The 18,175-nt window shown below is 37.8% G+C and carries 14 protein-coding genes; 3 read left to right on the forward strand and 11 right to left on the reverse strand.

Annotated features, from left to right (window positions below; translation table 11 throughout):
* Window positions 1–14: 14 nt before the first annotated feature.
* The 5 genes from AC012T_RS11605 to AC012T_RS11625 all read right to left on the reverse strand — a co-directional run bounded on the left by AC012T_RS11605 (window position 15) and on the right by AC012T_RS11625 (window position 6,257).
* Complete coding sequence (locus tag AC012T_RS11605) at window positions 15–1,316, reverse strand: amino acid permease (RefSeq protein ID WP_487065859.1); 1,302 nt, start codon at window positions 1,314–1,316, stop codon at window positions 15–17.
* A 225-nt stretch (window positions 1,317–1,541) separates the two neighbouring features.
* Entirely contained in the window at window positions 1,542–2,768 is a 1,227-nt protein-coding gene (locus AC012T_RS11610) for a DUF1501 domain-containing protein (RefSeq protein ID WP_487065861.1), read from the reverse strand.
* Between the two features lie 45 nt (window positions 2,769–2,813).
* Window positions 2,814–4,439 (reverse strand): DUF1800 domain-containing protein, encoded by a 1,626-nt coding sequence (locus AC012T_RS11615; protein WP_487065863.1) that lies wholly within the window; start codon window positions 4,437–4,439, stop codon window positions 2,814–2,816.
* A 4-nt stretch (window positions 4,440–4,443) separates the two neighbouring features.
* On the reverse strand, window positions 4,444–4,935 hold the full coding sequence (locus AC012T_RS11620) for a Spy/CpxP family protein refolding chaperone (RefSeq protein WP_487065865.1): 492 nt from the start codon (window positions 4,933–4,935) through the stop codon (window positions 4,444–4,446).
* Window positions 4,936–5,051: 116 nt separating this feature from the next.
* Window positions 5,052–6,257 carry an AAA family ATPase gene (locus tag AC012T_RS11625; RefSeq protein WP_487065867.1) on the reverse strand — a complete coding sequence of 402 codons (1,206 nt, stop codon included), beginning with the start codon at window positions 6,255–6,257 and terminating at the stop codon, window positions 5,052–5,054.
* Between the two features lie 1,088 nt (window positions 6,258–7,345).
* Here AC012T_RS11625 and AC012T_RS11630 point away from each other — a divergent pair.
* On the forward strand, window positions 7,346–7,804 hold the full coding sequence (locus AC012T_RS11630) for a response regulator (RefSeq protein WP_487065869.1): 459 nt from the start codon (window positions 7,346–7,348) through the stop codon (window positions 7,802–7,804).
* 12 nt (window positions 7,805–7,816) lie between these two features.
* Here AC012T_RS11630 and AC012T_RS11635 read toward each other — a convergent pair whose 3' ends face one another.
* The 3 genes from AC012T_RS11635 to AC012T_RS11645 all read right to left on the reverse strand — a co-directional run bounded on the left by AC012T_RS11635 (window position 7,817) and on the right by AC012T_RS11645 (window position 10,774).
* The gene (locus AC012T_RS11635) at window positions 7,817–8,941 is read right to left on the reverse strand and encodes a sensor histidine kinase (protein WP_487065871.1); all 1,125 of its coding nucleotides are present in this window, start codon (window positions 8,939–8,941) and stop codon (window positions 7,817–7,819) included.
* Between the two features lie 36 nt (window positions 8,942–8,977).
* Window positions 8,978–10,327 (reverse strand): sensor histidine kinase, encoded by a 1,350-nt coding sequence (locus AC012T_RS11640; protein WP_487065873.1) that lies wholly within the window; start codon window positions 10,325–10,327, stop codon window positions 8,978–8,980.
* Between the two features lie 300 nt (window positions 10,328–10,627).
* Window positions 10,628–10,774, reverse strand: a complete 147-nt coding sequence (locus tag AC012T_RS11645) for a hypothetical protein (protein WP_487065875.1) — start codon at window positions 10,772–10,774, stop codon at window positions 10,628–10,630.
* 604 nt (window positions 10,775–11,378) lie between these two features.
* Between AC012T_RS11645 and AC012T_RS11650 the strand changes: the two genes are divergently transcribed.
* On the forward strand, window positions 11,379–12,101 hold the full coding sequence (locus AC012T_RS11650) for a response regulator transcription factor (RefSeq protein ID WP_015214012.1): 723 nt from the start codon (window positions 11,379–11,381) through the stop codon (window positions 12,099–12,101).
* Window positions 12,102–12,103: 2 nt separating this feature from the next.
* Here the strand turns inward: AC012T_RS11650 and AC012T_RS11655 are convergent, their stop codons facing one another.
* A complete protein-coding gene (locus AC012T_RS11655) occupies window positions 12,104–13,444 on the reverse strand; it encodes a lipid-A-disaccharide synthase-related protein (RefSeq protein WP_487065877.1) in 1,341 nt (446 codons plus the stop codon).
* 548 nt (window positions 13,445–13,992) lie between these two features.
* Between AC012T_RS11655 and AC012T_RS11660 the strand changes: the two genes are divergently transcribed.
* Complete coding sequence (locus AC012T_RS11660) at window positions 13,993–15,987, forward strand: BamA/TamA family outer membrane protein (RefSeq protein WP_487065879.1); 1,995 nt, start codon at window positions 13,993–13,995, stop codon at window positions 15,985–15,987.
* Window positions 15,988–16,514: 527 nt separating this feature from the next.
* Here AC012T_RS11660 and AC012T_RS11665 read toward each other — a convergent pair.
* Together AC012T_RS11665 and holA are read right to left on the reverse strand one after the other, a co-directional pair.
* On the reverse strand, window positions 16,515–17,009 hold the full coding sequence (locus tag AC012T_RS11665) for a DUF4168 domain-containing protein (RefSeq protein WP_487065881.1): 495 nt from the start codon (window positions 17,007–17,009) through the stop codon (window positions 16,515–16,517).
* Window positions 17,010–17,154: 145 nt separating this feature from the next.
* The gene (holA, locus tag AC012T_RS11670) at window positions 17,155–18,144 is read right to left on the reverse strand and encodes a DNA polymerase III subunit delta (RefSeq protein ID WP_487065883.1); all 990 of its coding nucleotides are present in this window, start codon (window positions 18,142–18,144) and stop codon (window positions 17,155–17,157) included.
* Window positions 18,145–18,175: the final 31 nt, after the last annotated feature.

The following is an 18,175-nucleotide window of genomic DNA, read 5'->3' on the forward strand; positions in this document are numbered from 1 at the left end:
GTATTTAATAGGTATTAAATTGATAAAACTTGTTTGATTATTAAGGCTAATGCAACTGTAATCATGAGAGTTAATGTGATTTTACCACCCGGTATCAGAGATTGATAAATACCATTTGTTAAGTTTTGTTGGTTTTGTTGTTTCCAACTCATAACTGCGGGAATAATTCCACCTAAAACCGAAATGCTGAAGATTCCCGTATAATCCAGTGCAGTAAAAAAAATGGTGGGATTTATTGTGCCTAAACTCATTGGGGGAAATAAAACAAGTGAGAACATAGGTAAACGGGAAAGTTCACCTTTTGTCATTCGAGAAATATCTTTAAAGAAATCCACCAACCCATAAACAAAACCGATAAATGAGGTGATAATTGCAAACTCTGAAAATACAGTTAATACTAATCCTAAAAATTCTCCTGCTCCACCAGAACGCAGAATTTGCAAAGGATCAAAAATACTGCCATTTTCTAAATGATTCTCTAGCATATTGGGACTAACACTGCCCAGAATTACGGCATTCCAAGCCAAGAACATAATTAGGGGAATGGCAGAACCAATAATGATGGATTTTCTAATTTTCGGTATATCACCTTCTAGTTGTGTCACCACTACAGGTACAACATTATGATAAAAAAGAGCGACACAGATAACTGAAACTGCACTCCCCACGGCATTCCAATTTTGAAATAAAAACTGTGAACTTTTTACTTGCCCTGATCCTAATAATAATAACCCGATGAAAGAAATAATCACAATTGCCACAAAGGCACTGTTTAGTTTCTGAATAAATTTTTCTTTTCCTAAATACAGGATACCGCCAAATAAGAGGGTAAAAGTTGTTGTTCCTATCCAGTTAGGTAAACTAGTTGCTGAACCGGTGATTTTAGTTAATACCGATACTAAAATTTCTCCACCTTTGCTAATATATGCAACTAAAAGTGCATAGTGCATAAACAAGTATGTACCACCAGCAATTCTCGCTCCTAATTTACCTAATGTCTTTTCTACTATTGCCAAAAAACCTATGCTGGAAATGCCCTCTGCACTCATGACATTTAATGTCACTTCTGCAATTAACAAGCCTGAAAATAATGTGTATAACCAAACCGCAATGATGAGAATTGTAGATGGTAAAATCCCAGATGGTAAAGTCACCGCAGGTAGGGCAAGAATACCAGCCCCAATGGTAGTTCCAGCAATCAAAGCAGTGCTTCCTAAGACGCTACCTGGTTGATGATTTAATTTATTTCCATCAAATTCCAGGTGAGAAAATAATCTAGTGATTTGCTTTTGTTCTGATTGGAGAACTGTCTTCATAGAGATTTTTGCTCAAATATCTGCCCAAAACGGGAAGAAGATATGAATTTATGTAAATAATTGTAGCAAAAATCCTTGATTTACGCTAATTCTCACCTTTTATTTCTTGTTCCCATACTCTAGAATGTGATAGGGGTCTGCCTTGATTGACGGCAGCGCCAAAGCTTCTGTGATGATATTCCCCGTTGGAAACTGGGAACGAGATATGCCTACAATTGATAACTGTTAAAGTAATGCTATTTTTTGAGTGGGTTTGTAATTTGGTAAGACTTGATTGAGTTGGCTGGAATTTAAATTAATATGACGTTGCAGCACTGTAGAAATTACATCACGAAAATCTGTAGCGATCGCTAAATCTCTTTTCTCATACAATTGGGATGCTGACAAACCAGGCCATTCTCCATAAACTTTGCCACCTTTAACATTACCACCCAAAACCCAGACAACGTTACCATGTCCATGATCTGTACCACCGTTATTATTTTGGCGCACAGTGCGACCAAATTCAGACATGACAACAATGGTCGTATTTTGATAAACATTGCCCAAACCTTGAGCCAAAGCTGCTAAACCTTTGCCCAATTTGCCCAAATTCTGAGCTAATGTTCCCTGGGTGCTACCTTGATTAGCGTGAGTATCCCAACCACCTAAAGCCATAAATCCTAATTCGATTCTGGAATCTCTCGCCATCAGTTGTGCTAATCTGCTCGCATCTTTAGCAAAACCATCAGGTAAAGGCGCTCCATTGTTGGCCATGGTCATTTCCTGATCCAAGTCTTTCATAATCGCTTCACGCGCCATTCTGCCTTGACGATAGGTTTGACTGAGGCTATCGTTGCCACTGTAGAGTTGATCAAATGCCGTTGCTACTTGGGGACGATCTATCAACAGCCGTTGTTTAGGATTTGCCCCTGATGGTAAATTGGCTATGGGCATCTGACCATACAAAATCCAAGGTGTGTTTTGTCCCACGGTTACAGCTTGCACAGGCGTTTTTTTCGCTATCACTCCCAGTAAACGATTCATCCAACCATCTCTAGTCCCTTTGTTACCGGGAGTTCCACTTTCCATATATTTTTGAGCGTCAAAGTGGGAACGAGTCGAGTCAGTTACACCGCAAGCATGAACAAATGCTAAATTGCCTTTTTCCCAAAAAGGTATTAACGGAGATAATACAGGATGTAATCCGAAGCGACCATCTAAATCTATCACTCCCCCTTCTTTACCAGGTTGGGGAATGGCTATTTTTGGTCTAGCTTGATAATAAGCTGTTTCTGAATAGGGAACGACGATGTTTAAACCATCCACTCCACCTCTCAAAAAGATGACTATTAAGCGTTTTGGGTTATTTTTAGGAGTAGCTGAATGGGCAACCCAAGCATTACTACCAATAGTGGTAATAAGTGAAGTGGAAAATAGCCCGGTTTGGATGAGAAAATCACGTCTTTTCATAAGCTTGGGGACTGGGAAGAGTGTTCCTAATTACGAATTATCAGCCTAACGCCGCATAAATTCTGGGCTACCTAAGATTAAACCGCTACGAATTTCTAGTGGACTTGATGCGATCGCTTTTTGGGTTTGAGGAGAAAATGAATTACCCAATGTATTAATCAGTTGTTCATAATCTACAGGTATGGGCTGATTAGCTTTTCTTTGTTGCACCCTTTTTGGTTTACCTGGTTTCATCTGTCGTCGTGTTGGTTTAAATATGGTTAAATCACCATTTCCAGCAGGTGGGATGGTTTTTCTGGGTTTTGGTGCTTTTGCTTTGTCTGGATTGTTTTGCGGTGGTAAGCTGGATATTTTTAAACTACCATTAGCGATCGCAGTCGCAAAACTCAGCCGTCGAGTCATCGCATCAGGATTTAACCAAGCTTCTTTAGTATTTTTATAACCGTCTGGAGTTGGACATTTATAGAGAGGCATCGCTGACTGCTTGAAAAATTCCAAAATTGATTTGGTATTATTCAATTCCATCCCCGTTGCCCGAACTACTGAAACTGCATATTGGTAGGGTGTTTTAAACTTGCTGTTAAAGTTCTTCTCGTCCCAAAATTCAGAACTCTGAAATAAAGTATTCAGTACATCACGAATATTACCGTCAGTCGCCAGATATCGCTGTGCCAGTTTTTTAACTAAAGTTTCTGGAGGATTATCATTCACAAAATACTGAGCTAACTTGTAACTAATATGACGAGCAGTAGCCGGATTGCGAGCCAAAATATCTAAAGCTTCTTCCCCCTCAGCCTTACCACTGCCTTTAATTTTGTAACCTAAAAGAACTTTGTCATTAAAATCATGATGTTTGGAATTAAATTCAAATCCATCACTCTTATCCTGATGAGAATTATTAACAATCCCCCAACCACTCAAAATTCGTGCTAAAGCAATCACATCTTGTTGAGTATAACCACCATCTACTCCCAAGGTGTGTAGTTCCATCAACTCACGGGCATAATTTTCATTTAGACCCTCGGCTTTACCCTTAGCATTTGGACGATTAGAAACTTTATTTTTAGCATTATCTAAATAAAGTAACATCGCCGGATGGTGTGCCGTTGCTCCTAATAAATCCCGGAATTTGCCCAAAGCATAAGGACGAATCGCTTCTTGCTCATAAGCACCTACCCAAATGCGATTTCGTCCTTTATTAGCATCCACATTGAAATGGTTATACCAAAAATCCACCATCACTTCTTGAAGTTGGCGGTGACTGCTAGTAGCCCTTAACAATCTAGACTGGATTGCTTCATTACTAATTTGCCTAGATTGCTTGATGATAGCTTGCTTTTTTTCTTGACTTGATAGTACTCCGCCCGGAATCTTTGTGGAATATTGCCAAAGTTGTACCACATTAAAATTTAGAGTCTTCATTTGTGAAAGTTTACGAGTCAAACTTTCCAACTCAGAAATAGAATCAGGGGAGAGTTGCTGTTTAATATAGTTCTCTACACCCATAGATTCAACTTTTTGAATATCCCCAGGTGCAGGACCAAAGCTCAAACGATTAATGATATGCAGAACCTTGGGATTTACGGTTGTAGTTGCCGCATCACTAGGAATAACGCTTCCTAATAACAGCAACAGTGACAAAACCCAATATTTATTCCTGATTAAGGTCATAGCCTTATTTTGGTTGTGTTGAGGGATTTGGAGGAGCAGGAAAACGTTTTTGTATATGTTCAACCCATTTCTGGCGTTGTGTTGAATTTAAAATTTCCCTAATCTCTAGATCATCTTGATACTCTGCATTAGCTATTTGCTCTCTGAGATTATTAATTTGACGATATTTAGTATTTACATCCTGCTTACTAGCATTCCCCGCCATGAGTTTCAAAAATTCCTGTTGTGCTTGACGCAGTTCTTCTCTCTTTTTTTGTATACGTTCTCTAACCGGATTATTTCTGCGAATTTCTCTAACTTGCTCCAGTTGCTTAGGCGTTAAATTCAAGTCTTTGGGTAATCCCCCTGGATACTCCAAATTGGGAGCGGGCTTTTTAGTAGGTGTGGGAGTAGGAGTTGATGTAGAAGTAGGAGTGGGATTAGACTGGGCAAATGCCGCAGTACTACCTAAAGTCAAAATCAACAGTGTCATTACAGAAATACGATTTAACAACATTCAGTTTTAACTCCTGGAAAGATGTACATTAAATTATGTAGTAGTACCTACATTCTTACGGGAGAATGTGACGGTAATTAATCAAAATTTGTTTCCTCTCTTTTTCAATTGATTTTTTAAACAAACCGCTGTGTAAACTCGCACATTAAGTCCACCCTGCCTTTCCGTAACATAGCTGGATCTAATCTTTCTGTAGTATTACAAGTCATCAATACCACTAAATGCTGCTTCATCTGTACACCAGATTCATCTATGACACTTTGGTATAAAGTTCCATCTAACAAAGCTAAAATATGTTCAGTTTTGTTGTTATATTGTGCTACTTCCGAAGCTCTATCTTGAGCTAAGTTATCGGCTTCATTGATGATTATACAAATCCTTTCTAAGTAATTTGGAGGAACAAAATTAGTAATAGCATCATGATCCAAAATAAAAATTACATAGCCTAAAGGTACTAAAATTTCCTTGGCTACTGATTGCGTCCATGCTGTTTTACCTGTACCCGGTTCTCCATGTACTACAACGGCTAATTGGTTCTGATTGAGAACTGCTTGTTGAACTGAGTCACTAAAGTCTTGAATTTCTTGGGGAAATGTACGAATGGGAAATTGATTATAAACTTTACCAACACGACTTTGATATCCACTCAACATCACAGCTAAATCATAAGTCGCTTTATTAATTAATGGCGCTAGATTTTGAGACATTAAAGTATATTGTCTTCGTCCACGATCATAAGGATCAATCTGTAACCAAATATCGTATTTAGACCAGTAAGCATAAACAGTATTGATGACATCTAGTCGTTCCCAATTAACAAATTTTTCTGCGGGAAAATAGAAATCTCTCTCTGAGTAATATTGAGTAATAATATCAGGACGTTCTAATAAACGTAAAACCCTCAAAACTGTAATTTCTTGCAATAAATTCAAAACATAATCAATGGGGATACTATTACGACTCACAAATTGGACAATGGGTGTTTCTGTAGTTAAAACATCCTTGTAGCGATGGTCAGGCGTTATTGCATCAGGTGTAATAAAATTCCAATATTTTTGCAATTCACCACGAGTATATTCTGAAGCTAGATTTAATATATTTGCCCACCAAGCATAATCTTTTCTGGCTAACGCATCTGCATAATAACTTGCTAGATTAATAGTTTTTTGGGTTAACTCATGGGTATCATGAAATATAATTTGCTGGAAATAGCCCCAATCAAAGTCACGTTGAAATGGCCGCCAACCATTAGAGAGTAAGTTTTGCCGATTGTTATTCTTGGAATTATTGTCGTCATTACTTCTGAAATAATCAAAATCCATATTTGATGCAATTTAGTGAGGGTTAAGTTATTTGGTAATAATGCAGGAGATGATGGAAAAGTTTGATCGTACTATAAACTACCTGTGTGTTAGTTCCCAAAACAAAATTATTTCTTATTGCCAAGAAACTCTATGGGTAAATTATTACACATATTTTACTTTTAAGCTAATCTCCTAGTTTTTATTACCTGTAACTGTTAGAGAACACAAGTGGTAAGGTTAAGTAATTTTTCTCAATTTTGGAAAACAAAAATAATATTACATAAGTTTACATAATTTAAAAGTTATTAAGCTGGGAAATTACCCAAATTAACTAGGAAAAGAGTTAAATAATGAGCGTATCACCCATTTAAATACTACATATAATACATAAGCACCACTATGTCAAGTATTATGCTGAAAATATTTACGTTCCAGTGGGGATTAGCTAACTTTTTTACCAACTTATTAATGTATATTTATTGCTATAGTGGTTCTCTGTTCTCTCTTATCGACTTGGTAATTTAGCATAAAAAGTACCGGAGAGCCTAATTTATTTAATTTAAGATAAATTGGTAAATGACTGTATTGCAGTCATCAAGATACAGCAATCCTAAATGATTTATGAACGCTTTCTTTCCCCCTGTTCCCTATTCCCTGCCCCCACCAATCAGTTCTCAACTCAAATAGGATCGCTATATATTAATAGATATTTCAGGCTACTGTGAAAAGGTTAGTAAAATTTCTATTATATCAATTGAGTAGTGTATTTTCATACTGGTTTGTATGCTGTAAATCAAGTTTTAGTTGTGAAATAATACTTACAAAGTAGTTATTATTAATACTAATATAAATAACTATCTAATTTTTATATATAAAGTTATTGTAAAACTATTAGGAAAATATTCTGCAATTTTGCATATAATCAAGGTGTGTCTGCTAAAGCTATTCAGATTGAGTTTTTCTTTCCTTTTTGATGCCGGGAAAAATTATCAACTGAGCGCCAGCAATACACTAGCTAATCCTGAATAAGCAATCTCCTATGGCTCGCGGGATTATTGTTTTTACTAGAAAGATGATAAATCCCAATTTAATTTTCTGGAGAAGAGATGTATCTGACACATTCATTCATGAGTGATGAAAAGAAGCAAAGCTCTCAGCCACCTTTGATTTTGGTAGTCGAGGATCATGATGATAGTCTACTTTTACTTAGTTATGCTCTAGAGTTACTGGGGTGCAGGTTTATTTGTCAATCGGACAGTTCCACCACACTATTAGTAGCAAAAGAGCATCAGCCAGACTTGATTTTGTTAGATATTTTGTTACCTAGTCTGAATGGACTAGATGTTGCTCGATATCTAAAACGCGAGCCTCTAACTTGCAATATTCCAGTAATTGCAGTTACAGCTTTAACTGGTCGAGAACACCAAGAGCGTATCCTCAGAGCCGGTTTTAATGACTATATTAGCAAACCCTATATGCTTGAGGATTTAGAGGCGATCATTTGTCATTTGCTGGATGATAAAATCGAGCCTTATTTGGAGTTTGAAGTATGTCAGGAAAATTAGGTAATAAGGTCATCAATTTTCTTTAGGTAGTCTCACTGTGAATATACTACCTTTACCTAATTCTGAGGAAAGTTCTATTTTTCCACCGTGTGCTTCTACAATTCGTTGTGATAGATGCAGTCCTAAGCCACTACCGGATCTTTTGTTTCTACCTTGACGAAATCTTTCAAAAACTGTTGCTTGATCGTCCGGGGAAATTCCATAACCTGTGTCTGCAACTTCAATTAAGATTCCACTGTGCTTGGTCTTGGTGGATAAGGTTTCCAAAATGCGGATTTCGACACCACCTGTATCTGTGAACTTGATTGCATTACCGATTAAGTTATTCAACACTCGTCGTAGTTCTAGTCTATCGCCAATAATAATTCCAGCATGATTACTTAGCTGGTCTAATTGATGAGTATCTAATTTAAGAGTCAAATTTTTCTCATGAGCAAGGGGAGTTAGTTCACTAATTACTTCTGCGGCTATTTCCTGTAAGTTGCATTTTTCCAAATTTAAGGTCTTTTTACCTGCCTCAAAGCGATAAACTTCTAGTAAGGTGTTGACCATTTGCATTAAATTTTGGTTACTGCGAATCATCACAGAAATGGCTTGTTTCATTTCTGGAGATATTTTACAAAAAGTTTCCTGTTGAAACAAAGCTAACATTCGATCCGCTGCTACTAAGGGTGTGCGTAAGTCATGGGTGAGACGAGATACAAAGTCTTCTCGCTGACGGGTCATTTTTTGCTGTTCGTCAATGCTGTGTTTAAGCCGCAAGAGCGATCGCACTCTGGCTAGTAGTTCATCCGTATCAAATGGTTTACGAATAAAATCATCAGCACCAGCATCTAATCCTTCCACTACGCTAGATTCGTGAAAGGCTGTAATTAACAAGATGGGAATATAGCTGAGATCGGCATGATGACGAATTCTACGTGTGACTTCATAACCATCCATCCCTGGCATCATGACATCTAGTAGAATCAGATCAGGCGGAGATTGTAATACTTTTTGTAAAGCGGTTGCACCATCTGATACTAAGTCAATTTCATAGCCCTCGCTTTCTAAAATTGTTTGCACTAAAATTAGATTATCTCTAGTATCATCAACGGCGAGGATACGATCAACTTTATCAATCTTGACAACAGACATAATTTAGCAACTTTTTTGAAATGAATCTCAATTAATCTACATTGTTAAGTGAGGATAACCCATCACAGCTTGGCTAGATTGAGATGGTGGAAATTCGGGTGGATTTTGAGCAGAATAAAACAAACCATCGCCACTACTTAAACTGAAACTATAATTATCTCCTGGATGAGAACTAGGTGTTGATGTTATTTGACGAGGTAATTCAATTTTAAATATTGAACCTACTCCTAATTGACTTTCTAGAAATATTTTTCCCCCCATCATTTGCACTAATGAATTAATAATTGCTAGACCCAAACCTGTTCCAGGATATTTACGACTAATACCTTGATCTATTTGTCGAAATGCTTCAAAAATATGTTGAAAATCTTGAGGAGAAATGCCAATTCCTGTATCTCGGATAGTAATTGTAATCTGATTTTTGGCAGTAATTTCTCTGATTTCTACCCAAATACTTCCATATTCGGTAAATTTAACTGCATTGGAAAGAAGGTTGATTAAAATCTGATGTACTCGGATTGGATCATTAAATACTAAAGTATTTTTTAAGTCTATTTCTACAAGCAAGGATAACTTTTTTGCTTCGGCTAAGGAACGTATTTCTAATACGGTATTATTAACTATTTTTGAGAGGTCAAATATTTCAGGTTTTAGCTCTAATCTGCCAGATTCTAGTTTAGAAAAATCTAATACTTCATTGAGCAGCATTAACAAATGCTTACCATTATTGAGAATCCGTTCCACCATATCCGCTTGCTGATGAGTAAGTTGACCAAATTTGGGACGTAACAGGATTTGGGAAAAACCAATGATAGCATTCATTGGTGTTCGTAATTCATGGGATATGGTTGCTAAAAATTGTGATTTTAGCCGTGTTGCTTCCAAAAGTTTTAAATTTTGTGCCTGAATTTGTTGCCGTTGTTTCTCCAATTCTTGGTTTTGATTAATTAGTTGTTCATGACTTTCTTTTAACTTCTGATATGCTAAGTCTGCCTTGATTTGTGCGTTGTATAATCGAATCGAACTCCGCAAAATCTGTGCCAAATTTACCGAGGATAGTTTGGACTTAACAATATAATCTGTAGCACCTGCTGCCATTAATTCAATAGCAATTTGTTCATCTTCTGGCGCAGTGAGGATGACTAAAGGAACTTTGATTTCTGAAGAGCGTAGTTTGTTAATTAAAATTAAGCTATCTTGGTTTGGTAAGTGATAACCTAGAAACACGCAGTCGAAGTTAGTCCTTTTGAGGGCAGAGAGTGCATTATTACTATCACTGACCTCACACAATTCCATATAAACGCCTGCTTTCGTCAGGGCTAACCGAACTGCCATGCGATCTACTTCGTCATCATCTACAACCAAAATTTTCAGCGTCTCTTCCATCAGTTTTTATTTATTTTCGCTGTTCAATAATTTTGATTTACAGCATTTCCATGTGAAAAATATGTAACTACAGAATTCAAAATTTTTGTGTATCATCAGATATAGATATAGAGTAATTTAAGGATTTTACACATAATCTAATCTAAATTGATGTTCATGAAATTAAATTTATCGTCCTCCTTTCTTCCATTATCTAGATGAAAATTATTCTCTTCTAAATTAGGCAGGGTCGATATAAAGTAAAATAAAATACTTTATCCATCTCAACACAATTGTAAATGAGCAGATGATTCACCGTCTTCAGCCATTAGTGAGAGTTGCATATAAACATTGTGTACCAAAAGCTTGAGCAGTTTTACCCACTAGAATATTTCTCTGTATTGACGATTCATTGATGCTACAAGGGTCTAGATTTATCCGTAGGGTTAATTCAAAATCTAAAATCATTTCGCGTAGCTTTTTGTAGGAAAGTATCGCAACAAAGTCTAAAATCCAAAATTGTTTGACTCATTTACTATTAACTAGTTTTAAGTGCATATTTTGAGAGTGGGAGTTCTAAAAAAAATTTAAAGTTGAATTAAAAGTAAGCTCTGATGTTTATCTTGAATTTTACTTAGTTTGTTTAAATAACTTTTATTCCTTTTTGACTATGGTTTGCTACTAACAGGATAATCTGAGATTTTCTTAAGAAAATCTAACTATGCTTTAGTGTGCTATGCTAGTTTTTAGCGAGATTCATTTTACCCTTTATTAGTTGTTGCATTGTGTAATTATGAACTTAAAAGTTGATAAATTATGGTTAAGTCATGACAAAGAGGTCAGATAATTGCACATTAGTCTCCATATTTCATGTTTTAAAAAATAATAGCCATATATCCGTAGCTAGATTTTTACTTCTACCCAACATAAAACAAATCAACTTGATTATTTCTATCGACAGATGCAAGTGAAACTAAATATCATCTATCTTTGGTTTGGAGAAATAAGATCAAATACTTACAAAAAGTTTTAACTTTAAATAAGCAGTCAGATATTCTAGTTAGGTGTAACGATGAGTGAAATTAGCATTCTTTTAATTGAGGATCATGATTTAACCCGTATGGGACTAAGGGCTGCATTGCAGTCACACAGCGGATTAAGAGTTATTGGGGAAGCGGCAAATGCGACCCAAGGTTTAAAACTTTTGGAAACGACTAAACCAGATGTGGCGGTAGTAGATATTGGTTTACCGGATATGGACGGGATTGAACTAACCCGCAAGTTTAAGCGTTATCAAGCAGAAACTGGACAAACAAATACAAAAATTTTGATTTTGACAATGGATCATACAGAAGATGCGGTTCTAGCGGCTTTTGCAGCAGGGGCAGATTCTTATTATATGAAGGAAACAAGTATTAATAAATTGACTGAGGCTATACAAGCGACTCATGCTGGTAATTCTTGGATTGATCCAGCGATCGCTAATGTGGTACTCAAGAAGATGCGTTTGGGTATACCTGGAGAGAGTCTGGCATCTGATAAACCAAAGACTGTAAAAATCGAGGCGTTGGCTACAGAGTATGAACAGGTATTGGAAACCTATCCTCTGACTCAACGGGAATTAGAAATTTTAGAGTTGATTGTAGCTGGTTGTAGTAATGGACAAATTGCGGAAAAGCTTTACATCACAGTGGGAACAGTCAAAACTCACGTCCGCAATATTTTAAATAAACTGTGTGCGGATGACCGTACTCAAGCTGCGGTTCGGGCTTTGCGTTCTGGGTTGGTAGGTTAATTTCAACCTAATCTGTCTTGTAAACATTCGGCAATCCGTTTCGCTGCACCAGGTTGTCCCATGCGTTGAACGCCATTTTCGGCAATTGTTTGGATCAGGTCGGGATTTTTGAATAGGGATTGTACCACTTGGAGAACTTCTGCTGGTTGGTTCACCACAGTTAAAGAGACTCCTAAAAGACGACTTTGCGCTTCAGCAAAAGCAGGGTTATATTGAGGGCCTTGACCAGGAATAGCGATCGCAGGTTTGCCTAAACCAATAAATTGTTCTGTTGCTGTTCCTGCCATTGCGATCGCTAAATCTCCTAAATGTAAGCAGTCATTGTAAGCGGCTTGAGTGAGAATTAAATAAGCATTTTTTTGTTTAAAGGTTATACAATCAGGGTCAGAAAGCTGCACAGGAGAGACTGTAGATCTTTGCCAGCCGTGGATTTGCAAAGTTTGAGATAAAATATTGCTATCTAGACCAGGAGCGATCGCACCTAAAAATACCAAATCTCGTTCCTGCCAACTAGCAATCATAGCAGATACAGCAATCATGATGATCTCCCAGTTAGCATAAGCCTCAGTCCCACGGGAACCAGGCAGCAAAGTCACCATCAAAGGACGAACAATTTCTTGTTGTTCAGCATCAGCACCATAAAATCTTGGAGTTCTCAAAGTCGATTCCAAACCATCCATCATCGGATTCCCCAAATCAAAAGCTGGAATTGACCACTTTTTTAATATTTGCGTCGTCAGCGAATCTCTAGGAAACACAGCACAACAACGACGACGACTCATCAAAAACCTTTCCCAAGGATGGTAAATGGAACCAGAAAAATTTTCCCAACGTGCCGATTTTGACTTCCTGGGTAACAAACCCACCTCATCCCGCACATAATATTCAGATTTTGCCGTCCCCACAAAAGCATAATTAGCACCACTGACAGCAGCAAACAACAGCGGGACAATATCTCCCACCGCTAAAATAGCCTTGTTATGACCTAATTTCGTTTGCGAACTCACCCAACGACGAATAGCTTGAATTTGAGTCCAAGTCAATTGCACCAAACCACCACGGACATCACGCATCAATTGCCGACTATCCATGTAAATAAAACCACCAGAAGGCATACTTCGCACCGAACCAATACAAGGCACATTCAATTGTTGATAAGCACGTCCTTCACCAACTATCGGTAAAGCAAAGATATCTGGTGGTGAAGATAGCCGTTGCAATTCTTGTAAAATGCGGACAGCAATAACATCTTCTCCATGACCATTACTTAAAACTAGTAACTGTAACCGAGAAGCAGTATCTGAAGAGTTGGCAACTAAAGGTAATTGGGATAAATCACTCATAGAATTTTAGATTTTGGATTTTAGATTAGTAATATTTGCAGAGTATTGCAATTTGTGATCATAAAATCTGATAATAAGTATTGTCGATCGCACTAAATCAACCTAAATAGGGCTTGCTGAGAAAGTTGTTCCTTTAGGGCTAGGAGTCAGGAGTCAGGAGTCAGGAGTCAGGAGAAAGAATTAGAAGGAGATCAGAATATTCTCAAATCTGGGTAAATGAACGGTTTTTGATACTTTCATCGCTTATTTCTTGCACCTTATCCAACTTTTTTAGCCTGAAACTGTTGATATATGTAGGTTTTTGGTTTATTCAGCAAGCCCCAAATATCATCTGGTAAAAAATCTCTAGATTGCCTAGATATAAATACTCATTAAATCTGTGTTAGGCATTAGGAATAATTGACAAGAAACAAAAAATTACAATTAACAGTCTCTTGATTTACTGGCATAGGGATATAAATCGGCAAAAAGCTAGAAATTAGCATTATCCCCAGGACTTGCCCTGACTGCAACTAACTACCAGTTAATTAAATTAATCAATATTAATTATGCGAGTTTCCTCTGCGGCAATTTTTACCTTAGCTACTTTAGTTGCTAGTAATATCACTCACAAAGCAAGTGCTGTACCAAATCAAACCACAAATGAGGAGGAAGTAAACGCAACAAGTGATGTTGTCGTCGTCCCATTTGTGGAAAATCAAACAGCACAGGTAGAAACCCTAGCATCTCCAGAAACTACTTATGCCATAGAATTTAGCTCTCAGCCTGTGGTTGTACCGAACAATATCAATAACAACTTGACTACAGATAACAATTTAGTAGTTATTGCCACCAATGTCCAGATAGTTGGTGCTAATCCAGAATTAGAGCAGATAATTCGCAAAGTTATTAAAACCCAAATAGGCGGTAATACCAGTCAAACCCAACTCCAAAAAGATGTAACAGCAATTTTAGATACTGGTTTATTTGCGAGTGCCAATGTTAACAGTAGTAATACATCCGCTGGCTTGAATGTGGTGTATCAAGTCAAGCCAGTAGTCGTACAAGCCTTACAATTATCTGGTGCAAAGGTACTTAATTATAAAGTAGCCTTAGAAAGTTTTCAAAATCAGATTGGTAAAGATATTAGTCCAGCCAAACTCCAGGAAATAGTCCAAAAAATTAATCAGTGGTACACAGAAAACGGTTATACCTTAGGTAGAGTACTATCAATTAAACCCAGCCGCCAAGGTATTCTTACAGTTAATGTGGCTGAAGGTTTGGTAGCTGATGTTAAATTTCGCTTTTTGACTGAAGAGGGGGAAAAAGTTGATAGTAAAGGCAACCCAGTCAAGGGACGTACTCAAACTGAATTTCTCCGACAGCAACTCAAGTTGCAACCAGGTCAAGTCTTTCAAGACAAATTAGCCCGTCAAGATGTACAAAATTTATATAAATTGGGTTTATTTAAAACCGTCAATGTTGCTTTTGAAGGGGATGCAAGCAAAGCCGATTTAATCTACGAACTCCAAGAAGTTGGGGCGCGATCGGTTAACTTGGGTGGTGGTTACAATGCTGATGATGGGATATCAGTCATTGTCAGCTATAAAGATCAAAATGTTGGCGGTGTCAATGATACATTGGCCGCAAATATTGAAGTTAATAGACAGGATGTACTGTTTAATACTAATTTTAACAGTCCCTATCGCGCAACTACCCCCGATCGCTTTGGATATAACATCAAGACATTCCGTAGAAGGGAACTTTCAGATACTTTCGACGATACTATCAAGCTAGAAAATGGTGACAAAGTAAGGGAAGGCAGGATTGGTGGTGGAGTGAGTATTCAGCAAGAGGTTGATGGCTGGGATGCTTCTTTAGGTCTTAATTATACTCGTGTCTCCATCCGCGATCGCAAAGGTAATATCACCCCAAAAGATGCCAATAACAACCAATTATCTTTTAGTGGCAATGGAATTGATGACCTGACTACCGTATCTTTCACAGCCACCAAAGACGAACGCGATAACCCTAATAAGCCAACTCAAGGTTCTCTCCTCAGTTTCACCACCGAACAATCTGTTCCTGTTGGTCACGGTCAGATTTCTATGAATCGTCTCCGGGGCAATTACAGTCAGTTTATGCCAGTTAACTTATTTAACAGCAACAAGCCACAAGTATTTGCTTTAAATCTGCAAGCTGGAACTGTAATTGGTGATTTACCACCTTACGAAACCTTCAATTTGGGTGGTTCTAATTCGGTGCGTGGTTATGATGCTGGTAAAGTGGCTAGTGGACGCAGTTATGTGTTAGCTTCTGCCGAATATCGCTTTCCCATCTTCCCCATCGCTGGGGGTGTAATTTTTGCAGACTTTGCTTCAGATTTAGGTTCTGGTGACACTGTTATAGGAGATCCTGCGGGTGATCGGAATAAGCCTGGAAATGGTTTTGGTTATGGTGCAGGGGTGCGGGTTGACTCACCTTTGGGCTTAATTCGGGCTGATTATGGAATTAATGACCAAGGAGATAGCCGAGTGCATATTGGCATAGGTCAACGGTTTTAGAGCATAGGGCTGACGCTAGATGTGGCTGAAAACCTTATTATTACGTAGCGGTAATTCATGAATTACCGCTACTTTCGTTCTGTTGTGCGTAAGTCCTGGAGCATTCAAAATCATGTTTAATGATAGTTTGTTTATGCTTCAATTAAGTAAATAGGTGGCATTAAACAATACTATTTTAAGTTTTGTAGGGAAAAGGTTAAAGAGTAAAGGTTTTTCTCTTTTCTCCTGCCCTTGACGCTTCTTAATATAGTTATATTTTTTGCCCCTACCTAAGTAGGTTAACCTCATTGGATAAAACTAATGTCAAAAGAGCATAAAAGTAATAAAGAAACTAAAAAGCCTAAAAAAGATGCCAAGGACAAAAAAGAAAAGAAAGACCCAAATAGATAGAGGGATAATGCCTTCTTTGTCTGCTTTCTGTTCTGAGTTTGACTTGCTCACATAGCTTCAAATCAATACAGTAGAGACGTTGTATGGAACGTCTCTACATCTGTGAATAAAGCCCATCCTCATAAGTAAATGATGGCTTAAGGAGCAGAAGCACCCGACTTAGGATCAGAGACTTTCTGTAAACGTAGTAGAGTATTATATACCTGTTGTTTTAAAGCACTGTTAGTTTGGAGTTCTACAGTAATTCTATTGAAGCGATCAATCTTTAAGCCATTTTCTTCAACAATTTTTTGAGAATCGTTGCAGTAATTAACTGCTATATCCTTGGCCTTGTTGGGTAGGGAGTTCATACTGTTGGGTTCGTTGCAAACAATTGTGGGAATATCTTTTCCACCAATCAGTTTTTTAATCTCCTCAAAGGCTTGCTGCCGTTTTGGTTCCATTGCTAATACAGATTCGGCATACTTGGTAACTTCTGCATTGTTAACTGTCAAGGCTTGAGCATCAGCTTTGGCACCCAATCCCAAAGTGCTAATAATTACACCAGTGGTAGTCAGAGTTGCAAATACCAAGGACTGAGACAGTACTTGCCTGATTTGTGTTCGGAAAAGGACAAAGTAATTTTCCTGCATACGATAGATGACACAGAATATATGTTAGAGGTATGATAGTGGATTTGAATTATTTTAGGAAGAAGAAGTTCCAGTAAACCCGAAATCAGCTAAATTTTTACAGGGAATAGGGAACAGGTGAGAATCACCAATCACCAATCCCCAGTTACCTTCTCTGACATACTTGGCAAAGTTCGATAACTTTAGTTTGGAGTATTGAGGTTTCTGATGCCCCTTGTTTAAGGCTAACTTCTAATTCCAGTAGTAGGGGCAAAGATGAAATTAATTGCTGTACAGAAAGAGAATTAACTTCTTGTTGTAAAAAATAGATGCGTTTGGGGTTAGCGATTTCGGCAGCTTTTGCGATCGCTTGAGGATTTCGCTCTCCACCTTCCATCATAATCTTTACCCATAGCCAAGTACGAAACTGACCAATTAAAGTTGCAACTATCCGCAACCCAGGTTCAGAGGCATTCATCAAATCAGCAACAATCCCTAAAGCTTTAGCTGTATCTCCAGTTCTAATCGCTGCTGCTAATTGTAAGGTATTTTGAGTAGTATTTCTAACTAGCTGAGTTACTGTTTTTACGTCTAAAGGTTTGTTACTACCTTCAGTGAAAAGTCGCAATTTCTCCATTTCCGTGTAGAGAAGCCTGGTATCGTTACCTATAGATTCTGCTAACAGTTCCGCAGTTTGGGAAGTTAGTTTCACACCCACAGTTTGAGCCGCTTGATTGACAGCTTGCACCAATAATTCCGTTTTCCAGGGAGGAATGAGGGGAAATTCCCGGAACTCCTGAGCGAATTGTTTCAAAAATTTTGTAGCTTTGAGGCGTTCGTCAGGCTTGTTGCGGCTGGTAAGCAATAAAAATGAGTCTTCAGGAATTACGGCTAAAGTGCGTTGTAATTCCCCTAGGACATTCTCTGGACACTGTTGACACAGAGTGGTATTGATCAACCAAACTAAGCGTCCACCTGCACCAAAGGTAGGTGTCATGACTTGATTTAAAGCCTGAATGATAGCATCGGGTTGATCCGGGGGGAAGGCGGTATAATTAAAACTAGTCCAGAGAGGATCAAGAATGCGATCGCGCAAAACAGCCACCGCTTTTTCAATCGCAAAATCATCCTCACCCCAGTAAACATAAATTGGCATAAATAAATCCCCCCGAACACGACCAAAATCA

The sequence above is a fragment of the Anabaena sp. EIM26 genome, assembly GCF_057568715.1.

Excerpts from the sequence above, each read along its gene's own strand:
- AC012T_RS11605 (WP_487065859.1), bottom strand. The coding sequence starts at position 1,316 with ATGAAGACAGTTCTCCAATCAGAACAAAAGCAAATCACTAGATTATTT.
- AC012T_RS11610 (WP_487065861.1), bottom strand. The coding sequence starts at position 2,768 with ATGAAAAGACGTGATTTTCTCATCCAAACCGGGCTATTTTCCACTTCA.
- AC012T_RS11615 (WP_487065863.1), bottom strand. The coding sequence starts at position 4,439 with ATGACCTTAATCAGGAATAAATATTGGGTTTTGTCACTGTTGCTGTTA.
- AC012T_RS11620 (WP_487065865.1), bottom strand. The coding sequence starts at position 4,935 with ATGTTGTTAAATCGTATTTCTGTAATGACACTGTTGATTTTGACTTTA.
- AC012T_RS11625 (WP_487065867.1), bottom strand. The coding sequence starts at position 6,257 with ATGGATTTTGATTATTTCAGAAGTAATGACGACAATAATTCCAAGAAT.
- AC012T_RS11630 (WP_487065869.1), top strand. The coding sequence starts at position 7,346 with ATGTATCTGACACATTCATTCATGAGTGATGAAAAGAAGCAAAGCTCT.
- AC012T_RS11635 (WP_487065871.1), bottom strand. The coding sequence starts at position 8,941 with ATGTCTGTTGTCAAGATTGATAAAGTTGATCGTATCCTCGCCGTTGAT.
- AC012T_RS11640 (WP_487065873.1), bottom strand. The coding sequence starts at position 10,327 with ATGGAAGAGACGCTGAAAATTTTGGTTGTAGATGATGACGAAGTAGAT.
- AC012T_RS11645 (WP_487065875.1), bottom strand. The coding sequence starts at position 10,774 with ATGATTTTAGATTTTGAATTAACCCTACGGATAAATCTAGACCCTTGT.
- AC012T_RS11650 (WP_015214012.1), top strand. The coding sequence starts at position 11,379 with ATGAGTGAAATTAGCATTCTTTTAATTGAGGATCATGATTTAACCCGT.
- AC012T_RS11655 (WP_487065877.1), bottom strand. The coding sequence starts at position 13,444 with ATGAGTGATTTATCCCAATTACCTTTAGTTGCCAACTCTTCAGATACT.
- AC012T_RS11660 (WP_487065879.1), top strand. The coding sequence starts at position 13,993 with ATGCGAGTTTCCTCTGCGGCAATTTTTACCTTAGCTACTTTAGTTGCT.
- AC012T_RS11665 (WP_487065881.1), bottom strand. The coding sequence starts at position 17,009 with ATGCAGGAAAATTACTTTGTCCTTTTCCGAACACAAATCAGGCAAGTA.
- holA (WP_487065883.1), bottom strand. The coding sequence starts at position 18,144 with ATGCCAATTTATGTTTACTGGGGTGAGGATGATTTTGCGATTGAAAAA.